This is a genomic window from Fibrella aquatilis, from assembly GCF_017353255.1.
In the GTDB taxonomy this organism is placed as follows: Bacteria; Bacteroidota; Bacteroidia; order Cytophagales; family Spirosomataceae; genus Fibrella; species Fibrella aquatilis.
The window spans coordinates 370,048-396,793 of record NZ_JAFMYU010000001.1 but is presented as its reverse complement, the minus strand read 5'-3'; the positions used below and the strand labels follow the sequence as shown (position 1 = coordinate 396,793).

At 55.1% G+C, this 26,746-nt stretch carries 20 protein-coding genes and 1 riboswitch; of the genes, 6 read left to right on the top strand and 14 right to left on the bottom strand.

Going from position 1 to position 26,746, the window contains the following annotated elements:
- The first annotated feature begins 60 nt into the window (after positions 1-60).
- Positions 61-1,545, top strand: a complete 1,485-nt coding sequence (locus J2I48_RS01705) for a hypothetical protein (RefSeq protein WP_229375718.1) — start codon at positions 61-63, stop codon at positions 1,543-1,545.
- 274 nt (positions 1,546-1,819) lie between these two features.
- Here the strand turns inward: J2I48_RS01705 and J2I48_RS01700 are convergent, their stop codons facing one another.
- From J2I48_RS01700 to J2I48_RS01685, 4 genes are all read right to left on the bottom strand, one after another.
- Positions 1,820-2,968 carry a DUF5074 domain-containing protein gene (locus J2I48_RS01700; RefSeq protein ID WP_207333639.1) on the bottom strand — a complete coding sequence of 383 codons (1,149 nt, stop codon included), beginning with the start codon at positions 2,966-2,968 and terminating at the stop codon, positions 1,820-1,822.
- A complete protein-coding gene (locus tag J2I48_RS01695; protein ID WP_207333638.1) occupies positions 2,955-4,835 on the bottom strand; it encodes a TonB-dependent receptor plug domain-containing protein in 1,881 nt (626 codons plus the stop codon). The genes J2I48_RS01700 and J2I48_RS01695 overlap by 14 nt, the downstream gene beginning before the upstream one ends.
- A gap of 153 nt (positions 4,836-4,988) precedes the next feature.
- Positions 4,989-5,194, bottom strand: a riboswitch (cobalamin riboswitch).
- Between the two features lie 18 nt (positions 5,195-5,212).
- The gene (locus J2I48_RS01690) at positions 5,213-5,698 is read right to left on the bottom strand and encodes a helix-turn-helix transcriptional regulator (protein ID WP_207333637.1); all 486 of its coding nucleotides are present in this window, start codon (positions 5,696-5,698) and stop codon (positions 5,213-5,215) included.
- A 197-nt stretch (positions 5,699-5,895) separates the two neighbouring features.
- Complete coding sequence (locus J2I48_RS01685; RefSeq protein WP_207333636.1) at positions 5,896-6,714, bottom strand: 2,3,4,5-tetrahydropyridine-2,6-dicarboxylate N-succinyltransferase; 819 nt, start codon at positions 6,712-6,714, stop codon at positions 5,896-5,898.
- A 1,237-nt stretch (positions 6,715-7,951) separates the two neighbouring features.
- Here J2I48_RS01685 and gap point away from each other — a divergent pair.
- Entirely contained in the window at positions 7,952-8,947 is a 996-nt protein-coding gene (gene gap / locus J2I48_RS01680) for a type I glyceraldehyde-3-phosphate dehydrogenase (protein ID WP_207333635.1), read from the top strand.
- A 112-nt stretch (positions 8,948-9,059) separates the two neighbouring features.
- Here the strand turns inward: gap and J2I48_RS01675 are convergent, their stop codons facing one another.
- Together J2I48_RS01675 and J2I48_RS01670 are read right to left on the bottom strand one after the other, a co-directional pair.
- Positions 9,060-9,797 (bottom strand): SDR family oxidoreductase, encoded by a 738-nt coding sequence (locus J2I48_RS01675; protein WP_207333634.1) that lies wholly within the window; start codon positions 9,795-9,797, stop codon positions 9,060-9,062.
- A gap of 132 nt (positions 9,798-9,929) precedes the next feature.
- Complete coding sequence (locus J2I48_RS01670) at positions 9,930-10,811, bottom strand: helix-turn-helix domain-containing protein (protein WP_229375713.1); 882 nt, start codon at positions 10,809-10,811, stop codon at positions 9,930-9,932.
- A 154-nt stretch (positions 10,812-10,965) separates the two neighbouring features.
- On the opposite strand from J2I48_RS01670, the gene J2I48_RS01665 reads away from it, so the two are divergent.
- Positions 10,966-11,898, top strand: coding sequence for a sugar phosphate isomerase/epimerase family protein (locus tag J2I48_RS01665; RefSeq protein ID WP_207333633.1), 933 nt, complete (start codon positions 10,966-10,968; stop codon positions 11,896-11,898).
- Here the strand turns inward: J2I48_RS01665 and trmB are convergent.
- The 6 genes from trmB to J2I48_RS01635 form a co-directional block, all read right to left on the bottom strand.
- Positions 11,884-12,561, bottom strand: a complete 678-nt coding sequence (gene trmB / locus J2I48_RS01660; RefSeq protein ID WP_207333632.1) for a tRNA (guanosine(46)-N7)-methyltransferase TrmB — start codon at positions 12,559-12,561, stop codon at positions 11,884-11,886. The genes J2I48_RS01665 and trmB overlap by 15 nt on opposite strands.
- A gap of 6 nt (positions 12,562-12,567) precedes the next feature.
- A complete protein-coding gene (locus J2I48_RS01655; RefSeq protein ID WP_207333631.1) occupies positions 12,568-13,887 on the bottom strand; it encodes a bifunctional folylpolyglutamate synthase/dihydrofolate synthase in 1,320 nt (439 codons plus the stop codon).
- Positions 13,888-13,893: 6 nt separating this feature from the next.
- Positions 13,894-14,832 carry a hypothetical protein gene (locus J2I48_RS01650; protein WP_207333630.1) on the bottom strand — a complete coding sequence of 313 codons (939 nt, stop codon included), beginning with the start codon at positions 14,830-14,832 and terminating at the stop codon, positions 13,894-13,896.
- Positions 14,833-14,979: 147 nt separating this feature from the next.
- Positions 14,980-16,230: an HU domain-containing protein gene (locus tag J2I48_RS01645; RefSeq protein ID WP_207333629.1), complete on the bottom strand. Its 1,251-nt coding sequence runs from the start codon at positions 16,228-16,230 to the stop codon at positions 14,980-14,982.
- A complete protein-coding gene (locus J2I48_RS01640) occupies positions 16,230-17,945 on the bottom strand; it encodes a TonB-dependent receptor (RefSeq protein ID WP_310587244.1) in 1,716 nt (571 codons plus the stop codon). Before J2I48_RS01640 ends, J2I48_RS01645 begins: the two co-directional genes overlap by 1 nt.
- A 12-nt stretch (positions 17,946-17,957) precedes the next feature.
- Positions 17,958-20,990: a tetratricopeptide repeat protein gene (locus J2I48_RS01635; protein ID WP_207333628.1), complete on the bottom strand. Its 3,033-nt coding sequence runs from the start codon at positions 20,988-20,990 to the stop codon at positions 17,958-17,960.
- 123 nt (positions 20,991-21,113) lie between these two features.
- Between J2I48_RS01635 and J2I48_RS01630 the strand changes: the two genes are divergently transcribed.
- A complete protein-coding gene (locus tag J2I48_RS01630; RefSeq protein ID WP_262899079.1) occupies positions 21,114-23,045 on the top strand; it encodes a M61 family metallopeptidase in 1,932 nt (643 codons plus the stop codon).
- A 69-nt stretch (positions 23,046-23,114) separates the two neighbouring features.
- Here J2I48_RS01630 and J2I48_RS01625 read toward each other — a convergent pair whose 3' ends face one another.
- The gene (locus J2I48_RS01625) at positions 23,115-23,366 is read right to left on the bottom strand and encodes a hypothetical protein (protein ID WP_207333627.1); all 252 of its coding nucleotides are present in this window, start codon (positions 23,364-23,366) and stop codon (positions 23,115-23,117) included.
- A gap of 129 nt (positions 23,367-23,495) precedes the next feature.
- Here J2I48_RS01625 and J2I48_RS01620 point away from each other — a divergent pair, with 129 nt between their 5' ends.
- The gene (locus J2I48_RS01620) at positions 23,496-24,482 is read left to right on the top strand and encodes a tetratricopeptide repeat protein (protein ID WP_229375711.1); all 987 of its coding nucleotides are present in this window, start codon (positions 23,496-23,498) and stop codon (positions 24,480-24,482) included.
- A gap of 6 nt (positions 24,483-24,488) precedes the next feature.
- The gene (arr, locus tag J2I48_RS01615) at positions 24,489-24,926 is read left to right on the top strand and encodes an NAD(+)--rifampin ADP-ribosyltransferase (RefSeq protein WP_207333625.1); all 438 of its coding nucleotides are present in this window, start codon (positions 24,489-24,491) and stop codon (positions 24,924-24,926) included.
- Between the two features lie 60 nt (positions 24,927-24,986).
- Here arr and menD read toward each other — a convergent pair whose 3' ends face one another.
- Complete coding sequence (gene menD, locus J2I48_RS01610) at positions 24,987-26,720, bottom strand: 2-succinyl-5-enolpyruvyl-6-hydroxy-3-cyclohexene-1-carboxylic-acid synthase (protein ID WP_207333624.1); 1,734 nt, start codon at positions 26,718-26,720, stop codon at positions 24,987-24,989.
- Positions 26,721-26,746 lie beyond the last annotated feature (26 nt).

Genomic DNA, 26,746 nt, shown 5'->3' with positions numbered 1-26,746 from the left:
AACGGAACGAAATGTGTATTTTCGTTCTTAGTTTCAACATCAACCCAATACGTACGCTACATGGCACAATCCGTTCCCATGAAACATGTCCTGATCCTATCGGCCGCGTCGCTGCTGTCGTTAACAGCCGTGGCCCAAAACAAAGCGATTCTGTTGAAAGAACAGGGTGCGCTTGATAAGGCTAAAACAGAAATTGACGCCAACGTGGCCGAACCCAAACTGTCGGGTAAATCAAAAACCTGGTATACGCGCGGGCAGATTTATGAAGCCATTGCGGTTGACCAGAAATTCAACACGCTGGATTCAAACGCCGCCATGACGGCCTACGATTCCTATAAGAAAGCGCTGGAGGTAGAGCCGAACGGCGGCAAGATGGCTAAAGAAATCAACGACGCCCTCACAGGGAAGATGATGTATTCGGCCATGATGAACCAGGGTGTTCGGAAGTATCAGGCAAAGAATTACGATGCTGCCTACGCTGCTATGTCAATGGCCGCTCAGATCAACCCTGCCGATACTACCGCACCCATGTATGCTGGTATTAGTGCGCAGCAGGCGATGAATTCGAAAGGGGAGGGGGCCAACAAAGGTACCTACATGACCCAAACCAAAGAGCAATTTGAAAAATATGGTGCCAACGGCGGTCGCGATGCTACCATCTGGGCTTCATTGGCGCAGATGTATAACAACGACAAAGAAACCGACAAGGCCTTGGCCACGCTGGATAAGGCCTTGAAAATTCTGCCCGGCAACCGCGACCTGAGCGCTACCCGCGTGAGTATCCTCCAATCATCGGGTCGGGTAGATGATGCTATTGCCAGCATGAAAGATTATTACGACAAAAACCCGACGGACGTACAATCGGCGCTGAACCTGGCTATCCTCTATGATAACAAAGCCACCGAGTATGAAAAGGAGGCGAAGAAAGCGATGGACGCCGGTAAAAAAGGCGGTCAGTTGAGCAAGAAAGTGGCCGACGAAAAAGCGGTGCTCGAAACGTATAATGCTGAAGCTGCCCGGTTGGCCGGTGCCATTAAGAAGCAGCCCAAAAATGCCGATCTGAAGCGTCAACTCACCGACCTGCAAACGAAGGTGGTTGATCAGAAAAAGAAAATGGCTGATCTGGATGCCCAGATGAAAGAAGAAGCAGCCAAAGGGGTAGACGCCGGTGCATCGCAGAAGAGTGCGGCTGACCTGACCAAGAAAGCAACCGAAACCCGCGAACTGTCGAAAGGCTATTATAATAAGGTGCTGGCTACCGACCCTAACAGCTTCGAGGCCAACTTCAACCTGGGCGTGTATTACTTCAATGAAGGTGCTGAGATGAAGCGTGAAGTGGACAACATGAGCATGGCCGATTATACTAAGAACGGCAAGGAAGTAGAAGGCCGGGTTTGTGGTAAGTTTAAGCAGGCGCTACCATACTTCACCAAAGCCAAATCAATCAAAGCAGACGACAGCGCGCTGAATACGTCGCTGGAGCAACTGGAGACGATTCTGAAACAATTTGAAGGCAAGAACATTGCCTGCGTTGAATCGAAATAAAGAGTGGTGGAAGAGGGCACGCCAATGGGGTGCCCTCTTTTTTCGTGTTTCTACTTAACATAATATAAATTATAGAACTCAAGAATGGCCCGTTATCCACCCATTGTCAACAGCTTATCCACGTGAAACGTTAATGTTCTACTAGAGAGGGAGTTAGCTATCATAACAGCCCTATACACCATTTAAATGCCCTTTCTTACCCCAATAACGTAGGCTAACCAAACGAAAAAAGCCCGCCAATAGCGGGCTTTTTGTGGAAACATGCGATTGAGCGCTACTTGAAGTAAAAGCCGTTGGGTGCAATACCCACCTTCGCCGAATCGAGTACGGCACCCGTAGCCTGGTATCGCACCACCGTGCCACCCCGGTTAAAATCTTTGGCGTCGCCACCGTAGATGATGTTGGTAGCCGGATCAACGCCGAGGCCGTAGAAACTCCGGTTAATGAGCGGCTTGTCAAGCGCAATGCTTGTGGCGGCGGCGGGTGTGCTGTAGACGGCCCCGGCGTAGTTGAAGTACAGGGTTTTGGTTGTCTTATTGAATACCAGATTGCTCGGATTATCCGTAATGGGTTTGCCGCCAATAACCACGCGACCAGCTACCTGCCGGGTTGTTGGGTTTATTTTTACCAGTTCGGCCGTGGTAGGTACCACTTTGTTCGTTACGTAATCATAGGCGTATTTGCCGCTGCACAAGACGTAGATGACGTTGTTATCGGCATCGTAGGCCATCGACGTGGGCCGGTCCCCTACCGAAATCGTCGTCACCACCTGATCAGTATCCGTATTGATGACCGATACGGTGTTGTCGAGGCCAAAGCCTCCGGAGTTGGCCACGAAGACCTGATTGCCCGCCAGCACGAGTTGCTCCGGCCCCGCCCCCACGGTAATCTGTTTAAACGCCTGCCGACCAGCCAGATCGATCACCGCCACGCTGGCCCCTACTGTCTTGCCGCCCCAGCAGCTTACATAGGCTTTCAGGTACTGCCCGCTCTGCGGCGGCGCAGCCACCATGTAGCGGGGTTGTTCTACGGTAAGTGACGCGACATTAACCCCCTTCTGAATCGTGCCGATGTTGCGGAAGGTGCTGCTCTCCACCACTTCCACCTTATCACTGTTGTTAACCACCAGGTAGCCTTTGCCCCCAATTTCGGTGTATGATTGCAGCACGTCGCCGAGGGGTCGGTCGTTCACGGCCGAAAAAATGTTGGGCGCGGTAATGGCACCCGTCTGGGCGTTAAGCAGGCTTACCGACGCGTTGCCCTTTTTAAAGGCGCCTTCTTCAATGACCAATACGCCCGAATCGTATGGCTCCGTGCGAACGGAATCGGTGACGGCGCAACCCTGGAGGGCGAAAAAACTGGCCGTTGCCAGTAAGGCAACAATCGTAGTGTGGCGCAGCGGGCCTGATTTAGTGAAATGCATACGCAAGCTGTAGCCGCCCGTTGATACCGGACATGGCTTTGTTTTCGATGGTTTGATAACTAGACTGGGTAAGGTTATTGCCGTGCAGACTGGCCGTAAAACCGGGCAGGCGTACGAAACGGTAGCTGAGTTGGGCGTTGAGGAGCCAGAATGCCCGCAACGAATGACTATGGTCGGCTTGGGTGGCCTGGGGACCGGTGTAGCTGAGTTGTGCTCCCACCGACCATCCACCAAACCGCACGGCATGCTGACTGGTGAGCACCCAGACGGGGGCGTAGGGTAGCTGAAGACCCAGCGTGGTTGGGTCCTGCACCAATGGCCCCGCCACTTCGTTTACGCGGTTGTAGGCCAGGCTAAGGCCGTTTTGGTAAGTCAGGCGTCCCACTTTTTGGCTGTACGTCCCCTGCATCTCCAGGCCACGGCTACGCACCACCTGCACGTTGCGCGGCGACCAATAACCCGCGTTGGCCTGGGGAAGCCACAAAATCCAATCGTGGAGCAAGGTATGGTAGGCCGTCAGCAGCAACCGAAACGAATGAGTCGGGTGGCGGTTGGTTTCGAGTGTGAGGCCTCCCTCCTGGCTCCAGCCGGTTTCGGGCCGGAGTGACTCGTTACCCCCAGGTCGCCAGAACCGGTCGTTGAGCGTAGGGATGCGGTAGGTACGACTTAGGTGCAGTCGGCCCGTGAGGGTGTAGGCCGCCCGGTCCAGCAGCCGATACGTAAGGCCGAGGGCTGGCAGTGGCGGCAGTGTAAACCCATCCGCCCACCCCTGCCGAAACTGCCCCGTCACGGTCAGCCGTGGGGTAAGCGACCCTGTCAGCAGGGCGTAGCCATCGGCCCGTACCTGTTGCCGCTGTCCCTGATAAGCAGCAATAACGCCCGTGGCAGTGATCGATTCGGCCCCCAGCCGCAGCTGCCAGCTGGACCGGGCAGGCAGACCAGGCCAAAGCGACCAGGTTTGTTCCAGCCGTACGATATACTGCCGGGCCGTCGATGGTTCGTCGGTGCGGGTAATGGGATTTATATAGCGGAGGTTGTCTTCCAGAAAACCCAGTTGGGCCAGCCATTCCCGTTGCCCACGCCCCCCGCTCAGTTGGGCCGTCAGGCGGAGGCTGGCATCCTGCTGGCGTTCGCCGGTATTCGATTCGCCAATGGCGGGTTGCAACTGTCGGTCGGCGGATTGCCACCACCCATGCAGGGCCAGCAGGGTACGTTGGCTTAGCTGCCCGAACAAAGATTGCGTAATGGCCCATTGCTGCACAGCCGCGTTGGTCTGCCTTTCGATGGGTTTACCAAACCGGGTGTTGTTCTGATAGGGAAAATCGTTGGCCAGTTGCAGGCCGTAGCCCCCCGTCTGCGCCGTCCACCGCCCCGACCGGCTGCCGTAGCCCAGCGTTGCCTGACCGGCATAGCGACCAAAGCTCCCCCAGTCGCCCAGCACCGACCCCCGAAAACCGGCTCGCCAGTTGGGCGTGGTTTGCAGCGCCAAGGTGCCCGATACGGCATCGGCCCCCACCACGGTGTTATAACTGCCCAATTGCAGGCTCATGCGGTTGAAGGCAATGCCCGGCAGTAGCGAGAGGTCTTGCTGACCCAGCATGGGCGATGCCAGCGAGAGTCCGTTCCAGTTGACGAGGCTATGCGACGGCCCCGTACCCCGTACGGATAAGGTACTCAGCATACCGTTGCCATACTGACGGACGGCGACAGGAAATAAGGTGGGCAGCACGTCGGCCACGGTGCGTAACTGAAGCAATGACAGGGCGGTGCTGTCGGTGGTCCAGGTGGTCAGGCCCACGGTGAGGGCTGGCCCTACGCGGTCTACCACCCGTAGCGTATCGAGCCAACCCGGTTGCTGCGCTGCCACGGGTCGCGCAAGCAGCAGCGACCCGACCACAAGCCATAACCGGATGGGGCAGCGTTTTCTTGCCGACCTAACCAAACCATCATACTGCATAAAGCGGAGCTACCCCTGCGGGAGCCTCTAAGCATTGGCAGCTGATTTTCACCCGAAATCAAACTGACAGGTTATGTCGGGGCAGGTCTCCTGGCTTGTTCAATTGGTGGCACGGCCTTCCCGTCTGATACGCTGACAGTGGCATTGTAGCATGGGCAACCAACGTATAATGAACCTACAGTTGCGGGGACAGCACCGGCTTTTGACGGTTTCCCTTTTCAGCCCGGTCGCTCAGATAAACGGCGGGCACCTCGGCATTGGCCACAAAGATACGTAAAAAAGGCACCCTAGGCTGGGGTGTATTCCCTAAACGTCCCGTCGGTGTAAAAGATGAGGATGCGGTCTATTTGTTTGCCAACGGACCTACCAGGTTCATCTGCTACTGGGGGTGTTGGCGTAAGCGGATCGAACGTTACTTGTTTTGGAACGATTGGTCCATCTGTAACGGCTATCCGTGCGGTTGGGTAACCGGTGTTGGCTACGGCCGGTCGATCAGCACGTATAGTTGTGCGATTCATGGCCGTAGGCGGTGGTGCGTCCTGCTGAGCAGTGAAGGAATCAGTTGACAATTGTGCATCGTCTTCTAAAAACCATTCATACGTAAACTCAGGAAAGCGGCGTACGATCTTCTGGATGATGTCTAAACTAGGCCGATTCCGTCCCGATAGAATATGCGAGATGCTCGACCGTTGAACGCCAATGTCGTCCGCCAGATACGATGGAGACAGGTTTTTGGCTAACAGGACCTGTTTAATTTTGTCATTAATTGACATAAGTAAATCATCGTTTATTGATGTACAAATGTAAACAAACGATACGATTTAACAAATGTAAACCATTGTGTAAAAGAAATCCCTGATTGACATTTGTCAATCAGGGCTTATCAATAGCTGTCGGAGTAAAAAATTACATTTGTAACTCAGACATTTATGCGTCAGAGTCAACTGACAGAGACGATTGCAGTCACGGATCAGACGGCTACGTTGTTTTCACGCAGTGCCTCATTGAGCGATGTTTTCAGATCGGTAGAGGCTTTGCGCTGGCCGATGATCAGCGCGCAGGGTACCTGGTAATCGCCTGCTGGGAACGACTTAGTATAGCTGCCAGGGATGACTACCGAATTGGCTGGTACCAGGCCTTTATACTCCACCGGCGCATCGCCTGTTACGTCGATCACTTTCGATGAACCCGTGATTGTCACGCCAGCGCCGAGTACTGCGCGTTCCCCAATTCGGGCACCTTCCACCACAATGCAACGTGAGCCGATGAACGCACCATTGCCCACGATGACAGGGGCAGCTTGTGGTGGTTCCAGTACGCCGCCGATACCAACACCGCCGCTCAGGTGTACGTCGCTGCCAATCTGCGCGCAGCTGCCCACCGTGGCCCAGGTATCGACCATAGTGCGCTCGCCTACGTAGGCGCCCATGTTTACGTAGGAAGGCATGAGAATTGCACCGGCAGCAATGTAGGCACCGTAGCGAACAGTGGCTGGTGGTACTACGCGAACACCTGCTGCGGCAAAGTCAGTCTTTAACGGAATCTTGTCATGGTACTGAAAAATACCTACCTCTTGGGTTTGCATGGGCTGGCTAACGAAGTAGAGCAGAATGGCTTTCTTGATCCACTCGTTCACCTGCCACTCCCCTCCTGCTATGGGGTCGGCAACGCGTAGTACGCCCTGATTCAAGTCGCGTATAACGGTGTCGATGATATGTTTGTAATCAGGATTGGCCAGTAGGCTACGGTCTTGCCATGCTGCTTCGATAGCTGTGATTTGTTGGGACATAATATAAAGCTGAACTTTAGTTAAGGCTAGCTAACTAGCTGATTTACAACGTTTAATTTTTATGATATCTGCTACTAGGCAAATTTTATTTTGTTATGGTATGCGTAGCCTAACAATTACAAGATAAATCTATTTGCCTGTTTCCAAAATGGATGATACCATCGTCAAAGATAAGTTGTAAGCGCTTTATTTTAGACTGCTGAGGTAGGCATTGATGATAGTATAAACGATGATTGTAGAGCAGTTAGAGAGCTAACAGTCTTTGATACTAGTCATGTCTGCTGGTTATGAACTGTATTAGGTGGTATAGGTGGACGCGTATGAAATGGAGTTACCGAAGGGGCCGAATTGAAGTAACGTAAAGTCCACTCGACTTAGTTGGGGTTTTCAATGCAGAAATGTCAGTGGATTCACCATACCATTTAGGGATGATATGTATCTCATAATCCAACTGCAAATTTTATGCCGTTGGTGAAGTGTGTGCTGTTGGGTTTGCCGATCTATTTGTCAGAGTCGAAAGAGTTGTCCATAGCTATAGTGATAGCCAACGAGTGAACGAACAACTTGTCATTGATGAATGGATCAGTTGTTTTGTGGCCTAAAAATTTGGTTCTAAGCGAACGAACGAAGATTAACTGAGGAAATGTAACTGTGGTATTTTATGAACGCGTTGCGTTACCTGGAATGATAGTTTTATATGAAATTGAAGGTTTGTTACGTCAGTATTGAGTATTACAGAGAACTGAAACTAGTTGTATCGTTTTGTTGGACCTGGGTAAAAATGTTGTTGTTAACTCTATCATAGAATACCCTCTCCTCTATTCTTTAAGAGTATTATACGCTATTTCATCAAATGGTGTCTGCTTAGTTTTATAGCAAATCGTTAGTTAAGAGTCGTGTCAACACACGAAACGCACTTTTAGTAAGTCACCGAATGGTCTTTTAGTAAAATCCTATACAAGGGGAAGGCATTAGTAAATATAATTAGTATTGCTAATAATGTTTGATAAATAGTAGCAAATTGCTCAAAAAATGACGAAAATAATAGCAAATCCGTTAGTTTTTGCCGATAAATTTGGCAAATAATATGTTTTACTAATAATAATCTTAGTATTTGCTAATCATTGCCAACCCCGGCCCTACTGTTTTGCTAAACCACTGTATTGATTTTGCTAAAAGCCTTTCTCATTGCATACCCGTATATTTGACCCTGTTAACCAAACCTGTTTATATTCGAATGGCAACCATTAAAGTAGCGATCAATGGCTTTGGACGTATTGGACGTCTCTCCTTCCGTCGGTTATTGGAAAAAAAAAACATTGAGATCGTCGCAATCAATGATCTCACCGATAATAATACGCTGGCTCATCTACTCAAATATGACTCCGTTCATGGCCGCTTCAACGGACAGGTAGAGGCCGATGCCGATAGCATTACCGTCAATGGCAAACGTATTCACGCCTACGCCGAACGTGATCCTAAAGCCCTCCCATGGGCTGCCCTGGGCATTGACGTGGTACTAGAATCGACAGGCCGCTTTGTCGACGAAGCGGGTGCCGGGCAACACCTCACGGCTGGTTGCAAAAAAGTAGTCATCTCTGCTCCTGCCAAAGGAAATATCCCAACCGTCGTCCTGGGTGTCAACGACAACATCCTAACCGGCAGCGAAACAATCATATCCAACGCCTCGTGCACGACCAACTGCCTCGCCCCAATGGCCAAGGTGCTGGATGATAACTTTGGCATCGAGAAAGGCTTCATGACTACGATCCACGCCTACACGGCCGATCAGAATCTACAGGACGCCCCTCACTCAGATCTCCGCCGCGCCCGGGCCGCTGCTCTCTCAATCGTGCCAAGCTCAACGGGTGCCGCTAAAGCGATTGGCTTAATCATGCCACACCTAAAAGGCAAACTCGACGGCAACTCGATGCGGGTACCCACGCCCGACGGATCAATCACCGACTTCTCAGTCATCCTGAAGAAAGAAGCCTCGGCTGAAGAAATCAACCGGGTGATGAAAGAAGCTGCCGGGACCACCATGAAAGGCATTCTCTATTACGAAACCGACGAACTGGTATCGGCCGATATTATTGGCAATCCACACTCGTGCATTTTCGATTCAAAACTGACCACATCGATGGGCAACTTCGTGAAAGTGGTAGGCTGGTACGACAATGAGTATGGTTATTCAAGCCGTGTGGCCGATCTGATGGAACGTTTGTTCAGTTAAGCTGAAGTGCCCCCAATCAATGGCGGTAAGAAAAAGGAGACCCGGTGGCCAGGTCTCCTTTTTTACTTTAGAAAGCGCACAATCCTAACGTATTGCGCATTGCTACCGGTTATTACCAGGGAATTTCGCCGGTTTCGGAGTTGTTTTCTTCGCTGAAAAACTTCCCCGTTGGGCCGTCGGCACCAATCGTGGCGTATTTAATCAACCGGGCCGCCGCCTCGGCTACGGTGCCTGTGCCCCGATGGTGGTTGAAATCGGTCGCCGTAAAACCGGGATCAACGGCGTTGACTTTGACCGGTGTATCGCGCAACTCATACGCCAGAATGATGGTGTACATGTTGAGAGCTGCTTTCGAGGTGTGGTAAATAGCCCCCTTGTTATGATAATATTTCCAGTTGGGATCGGTGTGCAACGTGAGCGATCCCATGCCCGACGATACATTCACAATGCGGGGTGCGTCCGACTTTTGCAACAGATCCAGAAACGCCTGCGTAACCGATACGACACCAAATACATTGGTATCGTAGACCGTTTTGAAAGTGTCAATACTCGCGCCCGTGGCGGTTTGTGGGATGCCCCCGTTGATGCCAGCGTTATTGAACAAGGCGTCCAGCACATCGGTTTTCTGACCAATCTGGGCGCGGGCAGCTTTGACCGATTCGGGATCGCTGACATCGAGTTGCACCGCTTCTACTTCGGTCAGCCCTTCGGCGTTGAGCTTCTCGACGGCCTCCTGGCCGTTTTCTTCGTTACGGCTGCCTAGATAAACGTGGTAGCCTTGTTGCAACAATTGACGGGCAGTTTCGAAGCCAATGCTTTTGTTAGCTCCGGTAATTAAGGCTTTTTTCATAACTCTTGTCGTTCAATGTTCCAGCGTTCAGGCTCGTCTGCGTGAGGGGCCTCATCTGGTTTTTTGTCGGGACAAAGTTCGCGCTTACCCGTAGGCCATTAATAAAGAGAATCGAACCAAAAAGTATGACTATCAAACCTTAGCTTTCCGAAAGGTTTTAGGAATACGCCCCGTCAGCCGTTTAAAGAAATTATTGAAGTAGGTAGGGTAGTCAAACCCCAGGCTGTAGGCGATGTCGGCGACGGACCAGTCGGTATGCTGCAACAGTGCTTTAGCTTCGACGGCAACTCGTTCGGCAATGTGGACGGAAGTCGGTTTGCCAGTCACTTCTTTGACCGCTCGGTTGAGGTAGTTGACGTGTACGGAGAGCCGTTGAGCAAAGTCATTGGCCGTTCTGGCCTGGAGAGGCCTGGCACTGGTTTCGATGGGAAATTGTCCTTCCAGCAATTCCAGAAACAGCCGGGTGATCCGGGCAGCCCCATTGGTTGCTGGAAGCCCCGGCTGGATGGGCTGAAGCCGGAGGGCTTCGTGCAGGAGAAGTTCTAAGCAGGTTTTCAGCAGGTCATCTCCACGGGCATAGTCACCTTGGTGAACCAACAACATCTGCCGGAAAAGCCCAGTCATAAACACCGCCTGCTCATCGGTAAGGGGAATAACGGGGGAAGCATCAACGCGAAACAGGGGCGAACTGTGCAGGAGTTCCGTTCGTTCCCGGCCCGCAATGAAGGCCTCAGTGAACAGGCAGGCATAACGCTTTTCTCCGTTGGAACGATCAACCACCGAATGAGGCACGTGGGGATTAGCAAAAAATAAGTAGGTGTCCTTGACCTCAATCGTTTGATCGCCTGAGAAGATCGTCATATCACCCGTTCTAAGAACGATCTTGTAATAGTCCCGGCGACCACTAACAAGCAGATTAGGCACGGCCCCCGACATCTCGTAGACGTTAAACCCTTTGGGTGTCAAATCGGCATCCGTGTAAGTCAGATTGGAGGATGCTGGTATCATGCTCATACAACAAAATTAATATAATCAAACTACAACTTAATAATTGGTCGGTGAATTCATAGCGATCAACAGGAGTCAAGCAGGCCAGTTGACCCTGTTCCATCAACCGAAGTTTTTACGAAAGCCGAAAAACAACGATATTGATACCACCTCACTCGCAATGACACCTATACTAGCACGGCGCTCTGCCCTTAAAGTAGTCCTCACCGGGTTGGCAGCTGGTTGCTTTCCTCAACTACAGGGAGCAACCTTGCCAGGGACCAAGCCGAAACTGGCCTTTTCTACCCTCGGATGCCCAAACTGGGATCTCGCCACCATCATAGCTACAGCCGTTCGGGGTGGGTATCAGGGTGTAGAACTCCGGGGGCTAAGGGGCGAATTGGACCTGACCAAAAGCCCGGAATTTGCCTCGGCAGGGCGGGCAGCGGACATAAAGAGACAGTTTGCCCAGTCAGGCGTCCATATCTGCAACCTGGGTTCTTCGGCGCAACTCCACCACGCTGACAGGGCCAAACGGACTCAGCACCTCGACGAGGCCCAGCGCTACATCGACCTGGCCCACCAGCTCGACTGCCCGTTTGTCCGCGTCTTCCCCGATCAGCTTTCCCCCGACCAGAACCGGGAGCAAACCCTGGCGCTCATCAGTCAGGGTTTGCTGGAACTGGGGACATACGCCCGTAGCAGCGGGGTAAGCGTGCTGCTCGAATCACACGGTGAGCTAACCCGCACCGACCTCCTGCTCCCCCTCATGCAACAGGCGAAGCACCCACACGTTGGGCTTATCTGGGACATCGTCAATATGTGGGTCGATGCCCATGAACCGGTGGGTGATGTGTATCGGGCACTGGCCCCCTACATCCGGCATGTGCACGTGAAAGACGCCATGCTCCAGGCTGGCAAACCCCGGTACGTACCGGTTGGGCAGGGAGAAGCACCGCTGCGGGAGGCCATTGCTGCCTTGCAGGCTGGTGGCTACAACGGGTATTATAGTTTTGAGTGGGAAAAGCGCTGGCATCCGGAAATTGCTGAGCCAGAAGCCGTTATCCCCTTCTACCCCGCTGCCGTGACCTCGGTTGGGCTAACTACCCGTTGACGCACCAGCCCATTGGCTGACGAGGTAATTAATGGAGAACCCTTTGGCAAAGAACATGGCTTCGTACTTCGTCTGTATGCCCAGATGCCGCTCGTTCAGGGGCGAATTATAAAGATCAGTCGTCCAGTCGAGCAGGGTGAAGCCGTTGGCGGGCAGCGATTCCAGGCTGTAGGCAAAAAACGGTGGGTTGTCGGTCTTCAGGTGGAGCAGCCCCCCCGGTTTTAGCAACGAACCATATAGGGCCAGGAATCTGGCGTAGGTGAGTCTGTGTTTTTCCTGCTTGTCACGGGGTTGTGGATCGGGGAAGGTAATCCAGATTTCGCTCACTTCGCCCGGCGCGAAAAACTCAGCCAGGTACTGAATGTCGGTGCGCAGGAAAGCCGCGTTGGTCAGGTTGTCGGTCATGGCCTGCTGGGAGCCACGCGCAATGCGGTCGCCTTTCACATCAACACCGATAAAGTTTTTTTCGGGAAAAGCCCGCGCTAAACCCACCGTATATTCCCCTTTACCACAGCCTAATTCCAGCACAATGGGCTGATCGGTAGGAAATTGATTTGTATTCCAGCCCCCCCTAATGGTGGTATAGGCTGGTTTTCCCCGCTCAATGACATTATAGGCCAGCCGGTTTTGCTCAAACCGCTGCAATTTCAATCGACCACTCATGCTTGTTTAATCTAAATAGGCCAGTTCGGCCACAATGTATGTACTACCCGTTACCAGCACCAGGTCGTCGGGGTGGGCCGATGCTAGTGCCGCCAGCAGAGCCTCGTTGACGTCGGCAAACGTAGCGCCGCGCTTTCCGTGTTGCGCTGCCATCTCGGCCAGTTCATCCACGGGTAGCGCCCTGGGCAGGTGGGCAGCACAAAAGTAATACCGCGCCCCATCTGGAAAGAGGGGCCAGATGTCGGCTTCGCGTTTTTCACGCACCAGGCCCATCACCACATGCAGTTGCCGGTGCGGAATGGTTTGCACAGTGGCAAACAGTGCTTCCAAACCTGGTTGGTTATGGGCGGTGTCAGCAAAGACAAGTGGCGGCGACACCGAGACCGACGACGGAATCTCAATAGGCTGAAACCGCCCCCGTAACCCCGTCTGTTGCAAAACCAGCCGGCACCCCGCTTCAATGGCCTCATCAGCCACCGGCCAGCTAGCCTGAACCGTAGTCACAGCCGTCAGTACCGTTTGCAGGTTGTTCAGCTGGTATAATCCCAATAGTGGCAACTGGAGCGTTAACCGGTTCGGCGCAGGCGTATCCAGCCGGGCAGCCTCTACCGTCCGAATGCCAGTGGCCAGGCCGCCATCCGTGCACTGCCATACGGTGTCGGCATAGGTTATCTCGGCCTGTTGGGTGGTGGCTACGGAGTCAAAAACGGGCTGCGTCTCTGTGTGCCTCTCTCCTATCACCACCGGCACCGTTGGCTTAATGATGCCTGCTTTCTCGCCCGCAATCAGGCCCAGCGTATTACCCAGCAAATCGGTATGATCGAACCCGATGTTGGTAATGACACTCAGTTCGGGCGTAATCACGTTGGTTGAATCCAGTCGGCCGCCCAGTCCCACCTCCACAATGGCCAGGTCCACCCGCTGTTGGGCAAACTGCGCAAACGCCATGGCCACCGTCACTTCAAAAAAAGATGGCTGTAGCCGCTCGATCACCGCCTGGTTGGACCCGACAAACTGCGCAACTGCCTGTTCATCAATGGGTTGCCCATTCACGCGGATGCGTTCGGTGAACGATTTCAGGTGCGGCGACGTGTAGAGACCAACCCGGTAACCCGCCGACTGGTAGATGCTGGCCAGCAAGTGCGACGTGCTGCCTTTGCCGTTGGTACCCGCCACGTGGATACTGCGAAACTGCTGATGCGGGTTGCCCAGCGCGGCGAGCAGGGCCAGGGTGTTATCGAGACCAGGCTTATAGGCCACCGCCCCAACCCGGTGAAAAACAGGGAGCCGGTCGTAGAGATACTCGACCGCTTCAGGATAGGTCATTGGAAATTACTTGGCACTGATGTTTACCGTCAGGGTGCCGGTGGCAATGTCAGAAGGCGTAACAGAGCCTTTGGGACGCAGTTTAAACCGCAACACCTGACGACGATAAAAACTCTCGACCGAGGGACTGACCGTTTGCTGAATAGCCCTGGCCGACACAATGTTACCGTCGCTGTCCACGCGAATCTGGTAGATGATCTTTCCCCCCTCGTCCGAATCGTCTTTGTCGAGGCGGTTATTGCCAAATGCCCAGCCCGACACGTTCAGGGCCACCCCCGACGATGACCCGCCTGGCTTACCGTAGAATTCTTTGGCGTTGATATTCCCGTCTGGATTCCCTTTATCGCCCACGCCCGACTTGTCGTCGCCGTTGTTGTTGCCACCAATGCCCGACGCCTTGCCGTTGGTACCGTTGGATCCACCCCCGCCCGACGATTTTTTGTAGAGCGCATTAGGGTCAACCGTCTCCACTTTTTTGGTCGGCTCTGCGCGGGGCGGGGCCGTTACGGTTTTGGGCGAAGCCGATTCGGGCCGCTTGGTTTCGGGACGTTCGGGCACCGATACCGGGCTTTCGGCTTTCGAGGCAATAATGGGCTTTTCAGTTATCGTTTTTGTCGGTTTAACATCGGGTGTGCGCTCGGCGGGTGTAGGCCGGGTGCGCTCCACGCGGGGTGTGGTGGTCACTTTCGGGTTGGGCCGATCTTCCGACGCCTTGACATTTTCGGCCCGGGGCGATGGGTCGGGCTTATTGTAGGTCTGTACCGAACCACTCCCCACGTTCGAGGTACCGAAGTTGACTTCGATGTATTCAACCGGTGGTGGCTGCGGGCGGCTGGCCGAAATACTCACCAAAAACAGCACGATCAGCAACAGCACCATTACACCGAAGGCCCCAGCAAGGGCGGCGGTGCGGGCTTCAGCTTCGTTATCGTAGGTAATGCGCATGGAACAGGTGGAAAAGAAACGGGTAACTATGCCAAAATAACGGTGCTAAACCCTATTTCGTTATAACGAAACCGCTTAACCAGAAAAAAAGGCAACCCTTAGGCTGCCTTTTGTGCGTGTTCATTTGTGAATGATACAGTCCGACAGCTACCGATTGCGGACGATCAACGCCTTTGTACCGGTAAACTGCGTCAATGAATCTTGGCTGACGGCAGCCTCGTCGAGTGTGGCGGCACCCACGGCAGCTACTTTGATGAGTTCGCCTTTGCGAACGGGCAATAGCGTAGCATCGCTATAGCCGGCTGCGATCAGGCGTTTGCGTAACCGCAGGGCGTTGGCCCGGTTGGCAAAACTACCCACCACCACAGCAAAGGGGCTACCGGCGAAGGGTTTTATTAATCGGGCCGCTTTGGCCGGCTCGGCTACAGTAGGTGTTGCAACCAATGGGGTCCCTGTGGCTGGTACGTCGGCAGCCGGAACAACGGTGGCAGGTGTGGTCCTGGCAGGAACGGCCGGGGTTTTAGCTGGCTTCAAAACTGCCTTTTTAACAGCAACCGGTGCGGGAGCCAAAGCCATAGGCGTAGCTTCTGGCACAACTGGTTCGGGAGTTGGCGCAATCGGGGTGGCAATGGGTGTAGCCGGTGTTGTGGCTAGGGACGCAACGGGCGTCGTTGTTTCCCGCTCGGCTGTTGACGAGGCAGGCCATGACGAGGGCGCAAACACGCGGAACATAGCCGCGGGGTTCAGGCTGCTTTGCAAGCCGGTGTCAGGGTGCATAATCGTGAAGTAGCTGATGAAGCCCAGCGACCCGGCCAGGAAAGCCATTGCGGCCCAGCGCCAACCCGGCGACAGCTGCCGCACGGGCATCTCGAATACAGAAACCTCATCGGCATCCTGTTCACGATTCACCACAAAAACAGGATTCCGCACTGGCTCTTCGGTAACGGCCAGCACTGGCTGGGCCAGCAACACCGACGCCCCTTGCACCTGAACAGCCGACATGCCGTAGGCGCTGCTGAGGAAGTTGTGCCTTAGCTCCGGATCGAATTGCAGGCTGTTTTCGGCATTAAGCGAAAACAGGCCGATGCCATCGAGCGAAAAGCTGCCCATCTGCTGCGCGGCCTGCTTAATCTCCTGCACAAAAGCGTCGATATGGGCCAGGGCAGCCTCGCGGTGGCACTGCTCATGAAACATGATGTAGTTGGTCAGGATCCCATCATCCAAGCGCATGGCTTCGTTGAACGCCAGCCGACGGCGAGGGGGCAGAAACAGGCCATCGCGCTCATTATACGATGCCGACACGGCATGGGTCAGAAAGGCCCCCAGACCGGGTACAACCAGGCAGTCGTACTGGTAGAGCAGTTTTTTCAGGTAATCGCCGATGGGTTGCATAGCCATTAGAAGGAGTATGAGATTCCGCCTAGAAAGTTAAGCCCTTGCACCCGGTAATACAAATACCGCTGATACGTTTGGCCAATGATATTATTGAGCGAGACAAACGCCGATACCTGTTTGCCCAGCAGATAATCGATTTTCAGGTTCAAATCGTAAATTACCGGCAGCTGAACGGTTTGGTTGGTCACGAAATTTTTGTTGCGAATGCCGCCGTAGACGTAAAAATCGGAGGTGACAAACAGCTTCTTGTCCAGCGTGTAGCTATTCTGCCAACTAGCCGACACCCGCGGACGGCCCCAGGCATCGTCGAGGCGGTCGAGATCATACCGGAACACGTCGGCTTTCAGCGTTGACCGGAACTGATCGTTGGGCGCGTAACCCAGTTGGCCCGACAGGGTCAGCACCTGCGCATAGCCGCCGTCATAGAGGGTAAAAAACTTCGTGGTATCGGCCAGGGTATTGTTGAAGGCGTAGAAATTTCGGTACCGGGCATACGACACCTTGCCTTCGTAACTGAAGCCACCACCCAGCTGGCCCTTTGACCCGCCGTAGATATCATACGATTTGGTGGTGTTGGCCAGCAGCACGTCGGGGGCCAGCCAGCGGTTTTCCGACAGAAAGCTTTGCAGGGTGTTCCGCACAATGTCGCCATCCAGCCCCGCGAAGAAGTGGATATTACCCGCTGGCACCACGTCGATGTTGACAACGGGAAACGCTTTGGTGTTGTTGATGCCCTGAAGCTTGTCGGTTTCGTTTACCGCGTTCAAGGCCAGCGTGACGGCGAAATTAGAAGCCGTATACTTGAACGCGGGCCGCAGCCGGAACAAATTCCGCGTAGTGGTCTCACGGTCAGTGCGTTGCGTCAGACTGGCGTCGGCATCCAGCAGGGCCACCACGTTATCGGTAATGGCCAGTGAACTTTGAAAATGGGTAGTCCAGTCGGTTTCGGCGGCGCGGTAGGCATCGTTCAGGCTCGACAGGCTGGTGCGCAGGGCGTAGTCTACGGCCTGGTCTTTACCCGTGTTCTCAATACCCAGATTCAGCCGGAACGTGCTCAGCCGTTGCAGCAGGCTGTCGCGGCTGGGCACCACGCGGTTACCGTTTTCCGAAACAGGCCGGTAGCCGTAGAAAAAGTACCGCTGCTGGTCGAAGCCAATGCCGCCGGTCAGTTTCATGTTACCCGTGTTGTAGCTACCCTTCAGGTCAAGGCGGGTTTCGCGCTGCGCCGAGTTGGCCCCATCTACCGGCCCAATACCCGACGACAGGTGCCGCGCCGAGGCCTCTACCCCCAGCCCGCTGGCGGTACTGGTCTGGTAAAACCCTTCGCCATAGAACGTATTGTAGTTGCCCGCCCCTACTTTCACGTAGTTCGACAGGGCTGTGCGCCCCTCGGCCTGGGCCTGCGCGGGCGTGAGTACCGTGGGCTGAATGCGCGGATCGCCAATGGTGAGCTTGCGGTCCTGAAACTCGTAGGTCAGCTTGCGGGCGTCGGTGTTGGGCTTGGGAGCCGGAATCTTGTTGATGATCCGGGTAGCGGGTGGCAACTCGATCCGGCGACTCTTCTCTACCGTAATCTCCTGGTTGTCAATCGAACCGGGATTCGTCGGTTTTCCCGGCTGCTGCGCCTGCATGACAGACGTCGTCCCGATAAAGAACAATCCACTGACTACCAGTGAATTGATTGATCGCTTAATACTATTTTTTTGCGTGAATGTCATGGGTGGCTAGGGCTAGTTCTTGTCGCCGAGGGCATCGCGTTTCTTTTTGGCTTCGGCCACAATCTCCGCGTCGGCGGCATTGTCAATGATGGAGCTGAGTACGGCGCGGGCCTGAGCCGTTTCGCCGAGGGCTATGTTATTGTCGGCCACGAGCAAAAAGGCTTTGCCTTTCCAGTAGTCGAAGCCGTCGAACACCTGGTTGAACTTGAGCAGCGTGGCAATGGACTCTTTGTATTTTTTCTGCCGGTACTGCGCGTCGCCGATGAGGTAGTTGGCTTCGGCCCCGCTCACGTCTTTGGCCAGGGCCACGGTTTTCTCGAAATCGGCGATGGCGGTTTTGTAATCGGCTTTGGCCAGGGCCACTTTACCCAGCACCAGTTGCGCCCGGTTTTGGGCACCCGGCACCACGTTGCCCGCATTGACCAGCTCACGGGCATATACCGCCGCCGAGTCTATCTTGTAAGCCATGTACGTATCCATCAGCCCCAGTTGCGCCGTCACCTGATCGGCACGCTCGTTGGCCCGGCTGAGTACAAAGCGGTAATTCCGGACGGCGTTGGCATAATTCTGTTCCTTGCGCTCCAACTCAGCCGCCCGCGAGGCCGCTTTGGTGGCAAAATCGGTCTGCCCCGACTGCACCAGTTGGTTATAGAGCTTCAGCGCACTCGGCACGTCGCCGGTTTTGGCGTAGGAATCGGCCCCGTAATACCGCGCCTCGGCCCCGTTGGCACTGTTGGGGTACTCCTGCACAAAAGCTTTAAAAGCCGTGATAGCCTGTGGGTATTTGCCCGCGAAATACAGCGACTTGGCATTGTCCAGTTCGGCCTTCTCGGTGTCGCTGCTGCCGGGGTTCTTCTTTTTGTAGTCGCCCAGCGCACCCGAAAACTCTTCAGCCCGGCCGGCATCGTCAAGGGCATTTTGCAAGCCCAGCAGCGCACTTTTGGCTTCGGACGTATTGCCAAAATCGGCCAGGATGCGCTTATAATCGGCAATGGCTCCATCGTACTGCTGCTGGTTGCTGTAGGCCACGGCCCGTTTTAGTAACGCCGCTGGAATGAGATAGCTGGTTGGTTTGGTGCTGATCAACCGCGAATAGCCATTGACAGCACCGCTGAAGTTACCTTTCTCGAAATCGACGTTGGCCGTCTGAAACAAGGCATCGTCGGCGTAGCGCGAGTTGGGGTTTTTCTGCACCTGATCAAACAGGGCGCGGGCCTCGGCATCGCGACCGACGTAGGTGAAAATGACCGCTTTTTGGTAGGTGGCGTAGTCGGCGTCGGCGCGGCCCGTCTCGATGGCCCGGTCATAAGCCTGCACCGCCTCGGTATATTGCTTGGTGGCCAGCAGGCAGTCGGCGGTGCGGATGAGTGCATCGCCCAGCAACACGGCATCGTCGGGATTCGACCGGGTGAAGGCCCGGAAATAGGTCAGCGCTTTGGCGTAGTCCTTCTGGTTGTAGTAGGCATAGCCCAGCCCGTACTGACTGCGCCCGGCGTAGGCCCCCGACTTGATGGCGGCGTAGAGCGGAATGGCTTCGGTAAACTTTTTCTGCGCCGACAGGGCCTCAGCCTTCCAGAACGTCGCGTCGGCTTTGACATCATCGTCGGCGGGGGTGGCAATGGCTTTGTTCAGGTTCACCAGGGCCGCGTCGTAGCGTTCGGCGTTGAAATCGGCCACCGCCTGATTATAGGTAAGGCGCTGGTAGGTAGCGTTAATGCGCGGGGTGCGGCGCTTGAGTTTTTCGAGGTACGCAATGGCCACCGGGTAATTGTTCGACGCCAGGTAGCTCTCGCCCAGCAGTTCGTTGGCTTCATTCTCGAACTTACTGTCGGGGTATTTTTTCAGGAACTCATTCAGCTCGTTGATGGCGTCGGCCCCGCGCTGCTGATCGAGTTGGAGCTTGGCGTGGGTGAAGCGGGCCTCCTCCTGAATAGACGGACTAAACGACAACCGTCCCGCCTGGTCGAAAGCCGTGAGCGCATAAGCCGGATTATCGGACTGTAAATAGCTGATACCCAGCGTATAGGCGGCGTATTGAGCGGTGGTATCTTTCCCGGCAGCCGGGCCTTTCAGCTGGTTGATGGCTTCGGCATAAGCCCCCGTTTTGTAGAGCGACTGCCCGTAGCGGTAGCGAATGGCGGCGGGTGCGGCCGTGCCTTTGGCGGCGAGGTAGCGTTTGTAGGCCGGAATGGCGCGGTCGTACTGCCCCTGCCGGTAATACACTTCGGCAGTAAATAAACTTACCTCCGCCAGCGTGTTACCCGGCGACCGGGCCAGCAGTGGTTCGGTATAGGCCGTTAGCTCGTCGTAGCGACCCTGCTTGTAGAGCGCCTGGGCAATCCAGTTGGGCACTTCGTTTTTGTAGGTCGGGTCGTTCTGGATGCGCCGGAAGTCGTTGACGGCCTCGGCGTAGTTGCCGTTGCGGAACAGGATTACCCCGGCATAGTACGACGCCGCCGACGCATCGGCAAAGTTCGGGTCGGTTTTAACCTGGTTGAACAAGGGGAGGGCACGCGCCAGATCCTGGGTATTATAGTAAGCCAGGGCTAGCTGATACTGCAAGGCGCGTTGGCGGGTACCCGTATTGGCCTGATTGACGGCCTTTTCCAGGTAGACAATGGCGTTAGTGTAATCCTGCTGGCCAATATAGTATGTACCCAGATCGCCGTAAAGTTGCCCGGCTTTGGGGTTTTCGCTGTGGTTGCGCACAAACCGATCTACCAGCGCTTCGGCACCCGGATCATTGGCGTAGAGACTGGCCAGGGCAATGTAGTATTCCGCCGAAATGGCATTGGGGTCGGCGGCGGGCGACCCGGCAGCGGGGCTACCCGTGGCGTTGAGCAGGGGCCGACGCTGGGCCAGGTAGCGGCCAAATTCGGCGCGGGCGGCGGCGTAGTTGGTTTTCTCGAACAGTTCCAGGCCGTTGCGAAAATACAGGTCGGGTTCGGTATAGGTAAGGGTGCGCTGGGCCGTGACGGGCGGGGATAGCAACGAAGCAAAACCCACGCACAGCACACCCAAAAAACGGCGTGACAGTAGCTGCATAGAACCGGTGAACGGTTGTGTAAGGGTAGAAAGAAGTGTAGTTTCGCAGGCCCAAAACAGCCTTCAACTGCCCGTTTTGGCCCGGTAAACTTACCCAATCAACGAATGTAGTGCTCTTTCCGTATGAAAAAACTGTTGGCCAACGGCCTTTTAGCCTGCACCCTGCTAACCCTATTGAGTGGCCCTTTTAGCCCCCACTGCCTGGCCAACGCCCCGGCGCACCCGCCCCGCCCCGACGAACCCGCTCCCGCCCCCGCGCCGCAGATCCGGTACGTGCTCTCGATGCCACAGCCGCAAACGCACTATTTCGAGGTGGAAATGCGCCTGCAAAACGCTGCCAAAGCCACCAACGCCAGCAAAGAAGGCTACTACGACCTGAAGATGCCCGTCTGGACGCCCGGCTCCTACCTGATTCGCGAATACGCCAAAAACGTGGAGGGGTTCACCGCCCTGGCCGGTACACAGCCCGTACGCTCGGAGAAGGTGAGCAAGAATACCTGGCGGGTGTATACGAAGTCGGACGACATCACCGTGCGCTACCGGGTCTATGCCTACGAGTTCAGCGTACGTAACAGCTTCCTCGACGATACCCACGGCTACCTCAACGGGGCGACCATGTTCCTGTATCACAACGCCTTGAAAAACAATCCGTTGCAGGTGCAGGTGGTGCCGTTTACGGGCTGGAAGAAGGTGAACACGGGCATGAAAGCGGTGGCCAACGCGCCCTTCACCTTCGAGGCACCCAACTACGATATCCTGGTGGATTCGCCGATAGAGATTGGCAACCACGAAACCATCACGTTTACGGTGAACAATCCTGCCACAAGCAGCGACCGCGCCGGGCAGGCAATTCCACATACGGTGGTGATGTACGGCAACGTGCAGTATGATGCCGCCAAACTCGCCGCCGACTACAAGCGCGTGTGCGAAACCGCCGCCACCGTGGTAGGCGAACACCCCTGCACCGACTACACCTTTATTGTGCACCACACCAACGTGGGTGGCGGCGGACTGGAACACCTGAACTCGACCACGCTGCAAACCAACCGCGTAGCCTATGCCAACGAGACCAACTACAAGGGTTTTCTGACCCTGGTGGCCCACGAATATTTCCACCTCTGGAACGTGAAGCGCATCCGGCCCATTGCGCTCGGCCCGTTCGACTACGAAAATGAGAATTACACGCACATGCTCTGGTTGTCAGAGGGTTGCACGTCGTTCTATGAAGATTATATCCTGCGCCGGGCCGGTTTTCATACGCCAGAGGAGTACCTGCGTGTGGTAGCAGGCGATATATCGGGCATCGAAAACGGGCCGGGCAACCGGGTGCAGTCGGCGGCGGAGTCGAGCTTCGATGCGTGGATCAAATACTACCGCCCCAACGAGAATTCGGCCAATAGCACGGTATCGTATTATTCTAAAGGAGCCGTGCTGGGGTCGCTGCTGAACCTGGCCATCCTGAGCGCCACCGACGGCCAACGGTCGATGGATGATTTGCTGCGGTACCTGTACCAGGAATATTACAAAAAACAGCAGCGCGGCTTCACCGACGACGAATTCCGCAAAGCCGCCGAGCAAATAGCGGGCAAGCACCTGGCCGATTTCTTCGACAACGGGGTAAATGGCACCGGTCCGCTGAACTACAACGCCTACTTCGAGCCGGTGGGCCTGCGCCTGGTCAACACCGCCGACACGCCCGAAGCCCGGCAGCAGCAGGGCGGTTTTCTGGGAGCTACGGCCCGCACCAACCCGGCCACTAACCGCGCTACGGTCATGGGCATTCGCCGTGGCTCTGCTGCCGAACTGGGTGGCCTCAACGTAGGCGACGAGATTGTGGCCATCGACGGTGCGCCCCTGACCGACGACCTGAACAAAACCCTCGCGGGCCGCAAGGCTGGCGAACGCCTGAAAGTAGGCGTAAACCGCGGGGGCATCAGCCGGGAGTTCACCGTGCAACTCACCGAAAGCCCCCTCTACGGCTACCGCCTGGAACCCCTGCCCAGCGTCTCCGACAAACAGAAAGCGCTGTATAACAGGTGGCTTTTTATCAAGTGATAAACGATGAGTGGTAAGTGGTGAGTTTGCTGCCGTAGGCGTAATCAGACGCGGCAGCAAACTCACCACTTACCACTCATCACTTACCGCTGCGATAGCCCCGCTCCAATCCCTATCCATCTCCTGAAAGCGGGTCAGGACGGAGGCGATAAAGGTTTCAGACAGCATGGCCTCTACCTCATCAGGGCCGGTCACGTCGAACTCACCGATTTTATAGGTCTGTTCGTAGGGACCGGCCTCAATTTTTACGATGTATTTGCTGTTCCAACTATACAGACTAATCTTAATCTGCGGATGAGGGAGGTCTTTTATATAGCGCATAGAGCAATGAATAATGTACAATGTACAATGTACAATGGCCTCCGGTTCACTGGCCTACAGCATATTGGAGTGAAGGTGAAGAAGCGGCGGTATGGTTGGCTCTTGGCATTGTACATTGTTCATTGTACATTGTACATTACTTCCTGTTCCGACCGTACTGGCGAGGCGGCGCAGTTTTTTTTGAAGGGGAACGTGCAGTTGCAGAAGCGCGAGTATAAAGAGGCCATCCGGTATTATACGGAAGCTATCGGCAAAAAGGGCGATTTCGCCGACGCCTACAGCAACCGCGGCTTGGCCCACTACCGCAACGGTGATCTGGAAGCCGCCCAGGCCGATTTGACCAAAGCCATCCAGACCGACGCCACCTTTGAACCCGCCTACCTCAACCGCGCCGACGTCTTTCTGGCCACCGGTCAACCGACTGATGCCCTCCGCGATTTAGGGCAGATTGCCAAAACCTACAAAGACTCTACCTTCTACCAAACCCGCCTGGGCGAGGCCTACGCGGGTCTGAACAACGCCGGACAGGCCCAATCGGCCTTCGACAAAGCCATTTTGCTCGACCCCAAAAACGCCGAAGCTCTTACCAACCGGGCGGCCCTCGCCTTCGGTCAAAAACGCTACGCCGATGCCCAAGCCGACCTGAAACAGGCGCTGGTCATTGACCCAAATCGTGCCGAGACGCTGAACAATCAGGCCCTGTTGCTAGCGCAAACGGGGCAATACGCCCAGGCCTTGCCGTTTGTGGAACGCGCCCTCACGCAGCAACCCACCCAGCCCTACTACCGCAACAACAAAGGCTACCTGCTCCTGATGCTCAACCGCGACGCCGAAGCCAAGCCACTCATTGACGACGCCCTCCGTGCCAACGACAAAAACGCCTGGGCGCACCGCAATCTGGGCATCTACTACCTCCGCCAACAGCAACCCGACAAAGCACTCGCCAGTCTGCAACAGGCAGAAAAACTCGATTCGTCGGTCGATCAGTTGTATAGCTATCTGGGCGAAGCACAACTGGCCCTCGGCCAAAAAGCCCAAGCCTGCGCCACCTGGCAGCGCGGTCAACAGGCTGGCGATGAACAGGCTATAAACTTGATTAATTCAAATTGCCGGTAATGGGAAATGGAAAATAAACCTATCGTAACTGGTGAGGCTACCGTTTTGGACAACGGTCCCTTTTATCACGGAACAAGAGCCGATTTGCAAATTGGCGATCTGCTGACAGCAGGGTTCAGGTCGAATTACAAGCCTGACGTCATCATGAATCACATCTATTTCACAGCCCTGCCCGATGGGGCGGGACTAGCCGCTGCCCTGGCCAGAGGTGACGGACACGAACGGGTGTATATCGTTGAACCGACAGGTACTTTTGAGAACGACCCGAACGTTACGGACAAGAAATTTCCGGGTAATCCGACACGTTCCTACCGTAGCCAGGCTCCATTAAAAGTTGTTGGTGAATTGACCGATTGGGTAAGACAAACACCAGAACAAATTCGGCAATGGCGTGAAAGGTTGGCAAATCTCGAAGCGAATTCGAACGCAGAGATTATCAATTAATATTACTTCAGCAATACGCAGTATGAACGTGAATAGAAAACCTGTAAGGTTTTCAAAACCTTATAGGTTTAACTGAGCTGTTTTATACACCTTAAAATCAGCCTCATTCACGAATTTATTTGTCTTTATTTCCAGAATTTGCGGGCGGTCTGACGGGATAAAAAAGTGGCCCAGGGCTTCTGTAAGGCCGTTTTTATCTGAAACTGCCATGTAATCGCAGTGGTGGTCGGCGGCGGTGCGTTCGGCGGTTAGATCATGGGGGGTTTCGAAGTAGGTTTCCAGTTCGGGCTGCGATGAGGAGCCATCGATGATGCGGAAAATATGCCCGCCGGCGTTGTTGAGCAGCACGATACGCAGGTTGTTGGGCAGGTCGGGTTGCCAGAGGGCGTTGCGGTCATAGAAAAATGATACGTCGCCGATGAGCAGCGTCACAATGGTTTCGGTACGCAGGGCCGCGCCCACGGCGGTGCTCATGCACCCGTCTATGCCGCTCGTGCCGCGGTTGGCCCAGACGTGTACCTCCTGCCGGGCATCCAGCCCGCACATGTTGGCATAGCGAACGGGCATACTGTTGCCCAGATGCAGGTGCGAGCCGTCGGGTAGACTTTCCAGCACCCGCTGCGTGGCCGACCAGTCGGTAAACGGAGCATCGCGTAGGTGCGTTTCCACCCGTCGGCGGGCGGCGCTGTCGGCGGTTTGCCAGGTGGTGAGGTAGCTGCTTTCTTCGTCGCTGTCATCGTCGCCTTGCTTAAATCGCTGATAATCAACATCGTTCAGCAGCTTTTGCAGAAATGGCAGCGGCTCCATCGGTATCTGCGTGGTCATGGACCGGAACGGGTCGATGAGCCGTTCGGTGGTGGGGCGGATGTGCCAATGGCGCGTGGGCGGGTAGGTGCGGAGGTATGTTTTCAGGTTGCGCGTCAGGAATGAATTACCCAGCGTAATGAGCAAATCGGGGCGTAGTTGCTTCAGCAGGGCTGTATCCTTTTGCGCCAGCAGCGTGTCTGACGTACTGATAAACAGCTCATTACGCCCTAGGTTGCTAATGATTTCGCCTATCACCGGTACCTGCAACTCCTGGCTGATCTGTGTAAGCAACCTGATTAGTTCGGGCGAGTAGGGCATCTGCCCCACGGCAATCAGCTTGCGTTCGGTGGCGTCCCATTCGTCCAGCAGCGAGTGCCACACAGGGGTTGGCAACTGCCTGTCAACAGGCAATGCCTCTACCATCCTACCGGCCCCATACACAAAGGATTCATCGGCCTTAGGGTAGAACGGTTCGCGCAGGGGGATGTTGATATGGACTGGTCCCGACGGCGTGGCGGCGCACAAATTAACTGCTTCATTACCAGTGCGTTCAATAAACCAGCGGGCATCGGCATGGGTGTAATCGGCGGGGAGGTCGTAGCTGCGCTTGACGTGTGTGCCAAAAATACCCGCCTGCGCAATCGTCTGCCCGTCCTGTTGGTAGAGCCATTCAGGCGGACGGTCGGCGGTGAGCAAGAGCAGCGGTACTTCCTGAAAATACGCCTCGGCCAAGGCAGGACTCAGGTTATACACCGCGCTCCCCGACGTGCAGATGAGGGCCACGGGTAGCCCGGTCATCTGCGCCATGCCCAGTGCCGTGAACCCCGCCGACCGCTCGTCGGGCACTACGCGGGTGCGCAGGCCCGGATGCCGCGCCACCGCCAGTGTGAGCGGTGCCGACCGCGACCCCGGCGAGATCACCACATCGCGCAGGCCTTTTTTGTAGAGCAAGTCGACTAGATCAAGAATGGGTTGGAGAAGGGCCATGGAGGGAAAGGGGAAGTTTAACGTTT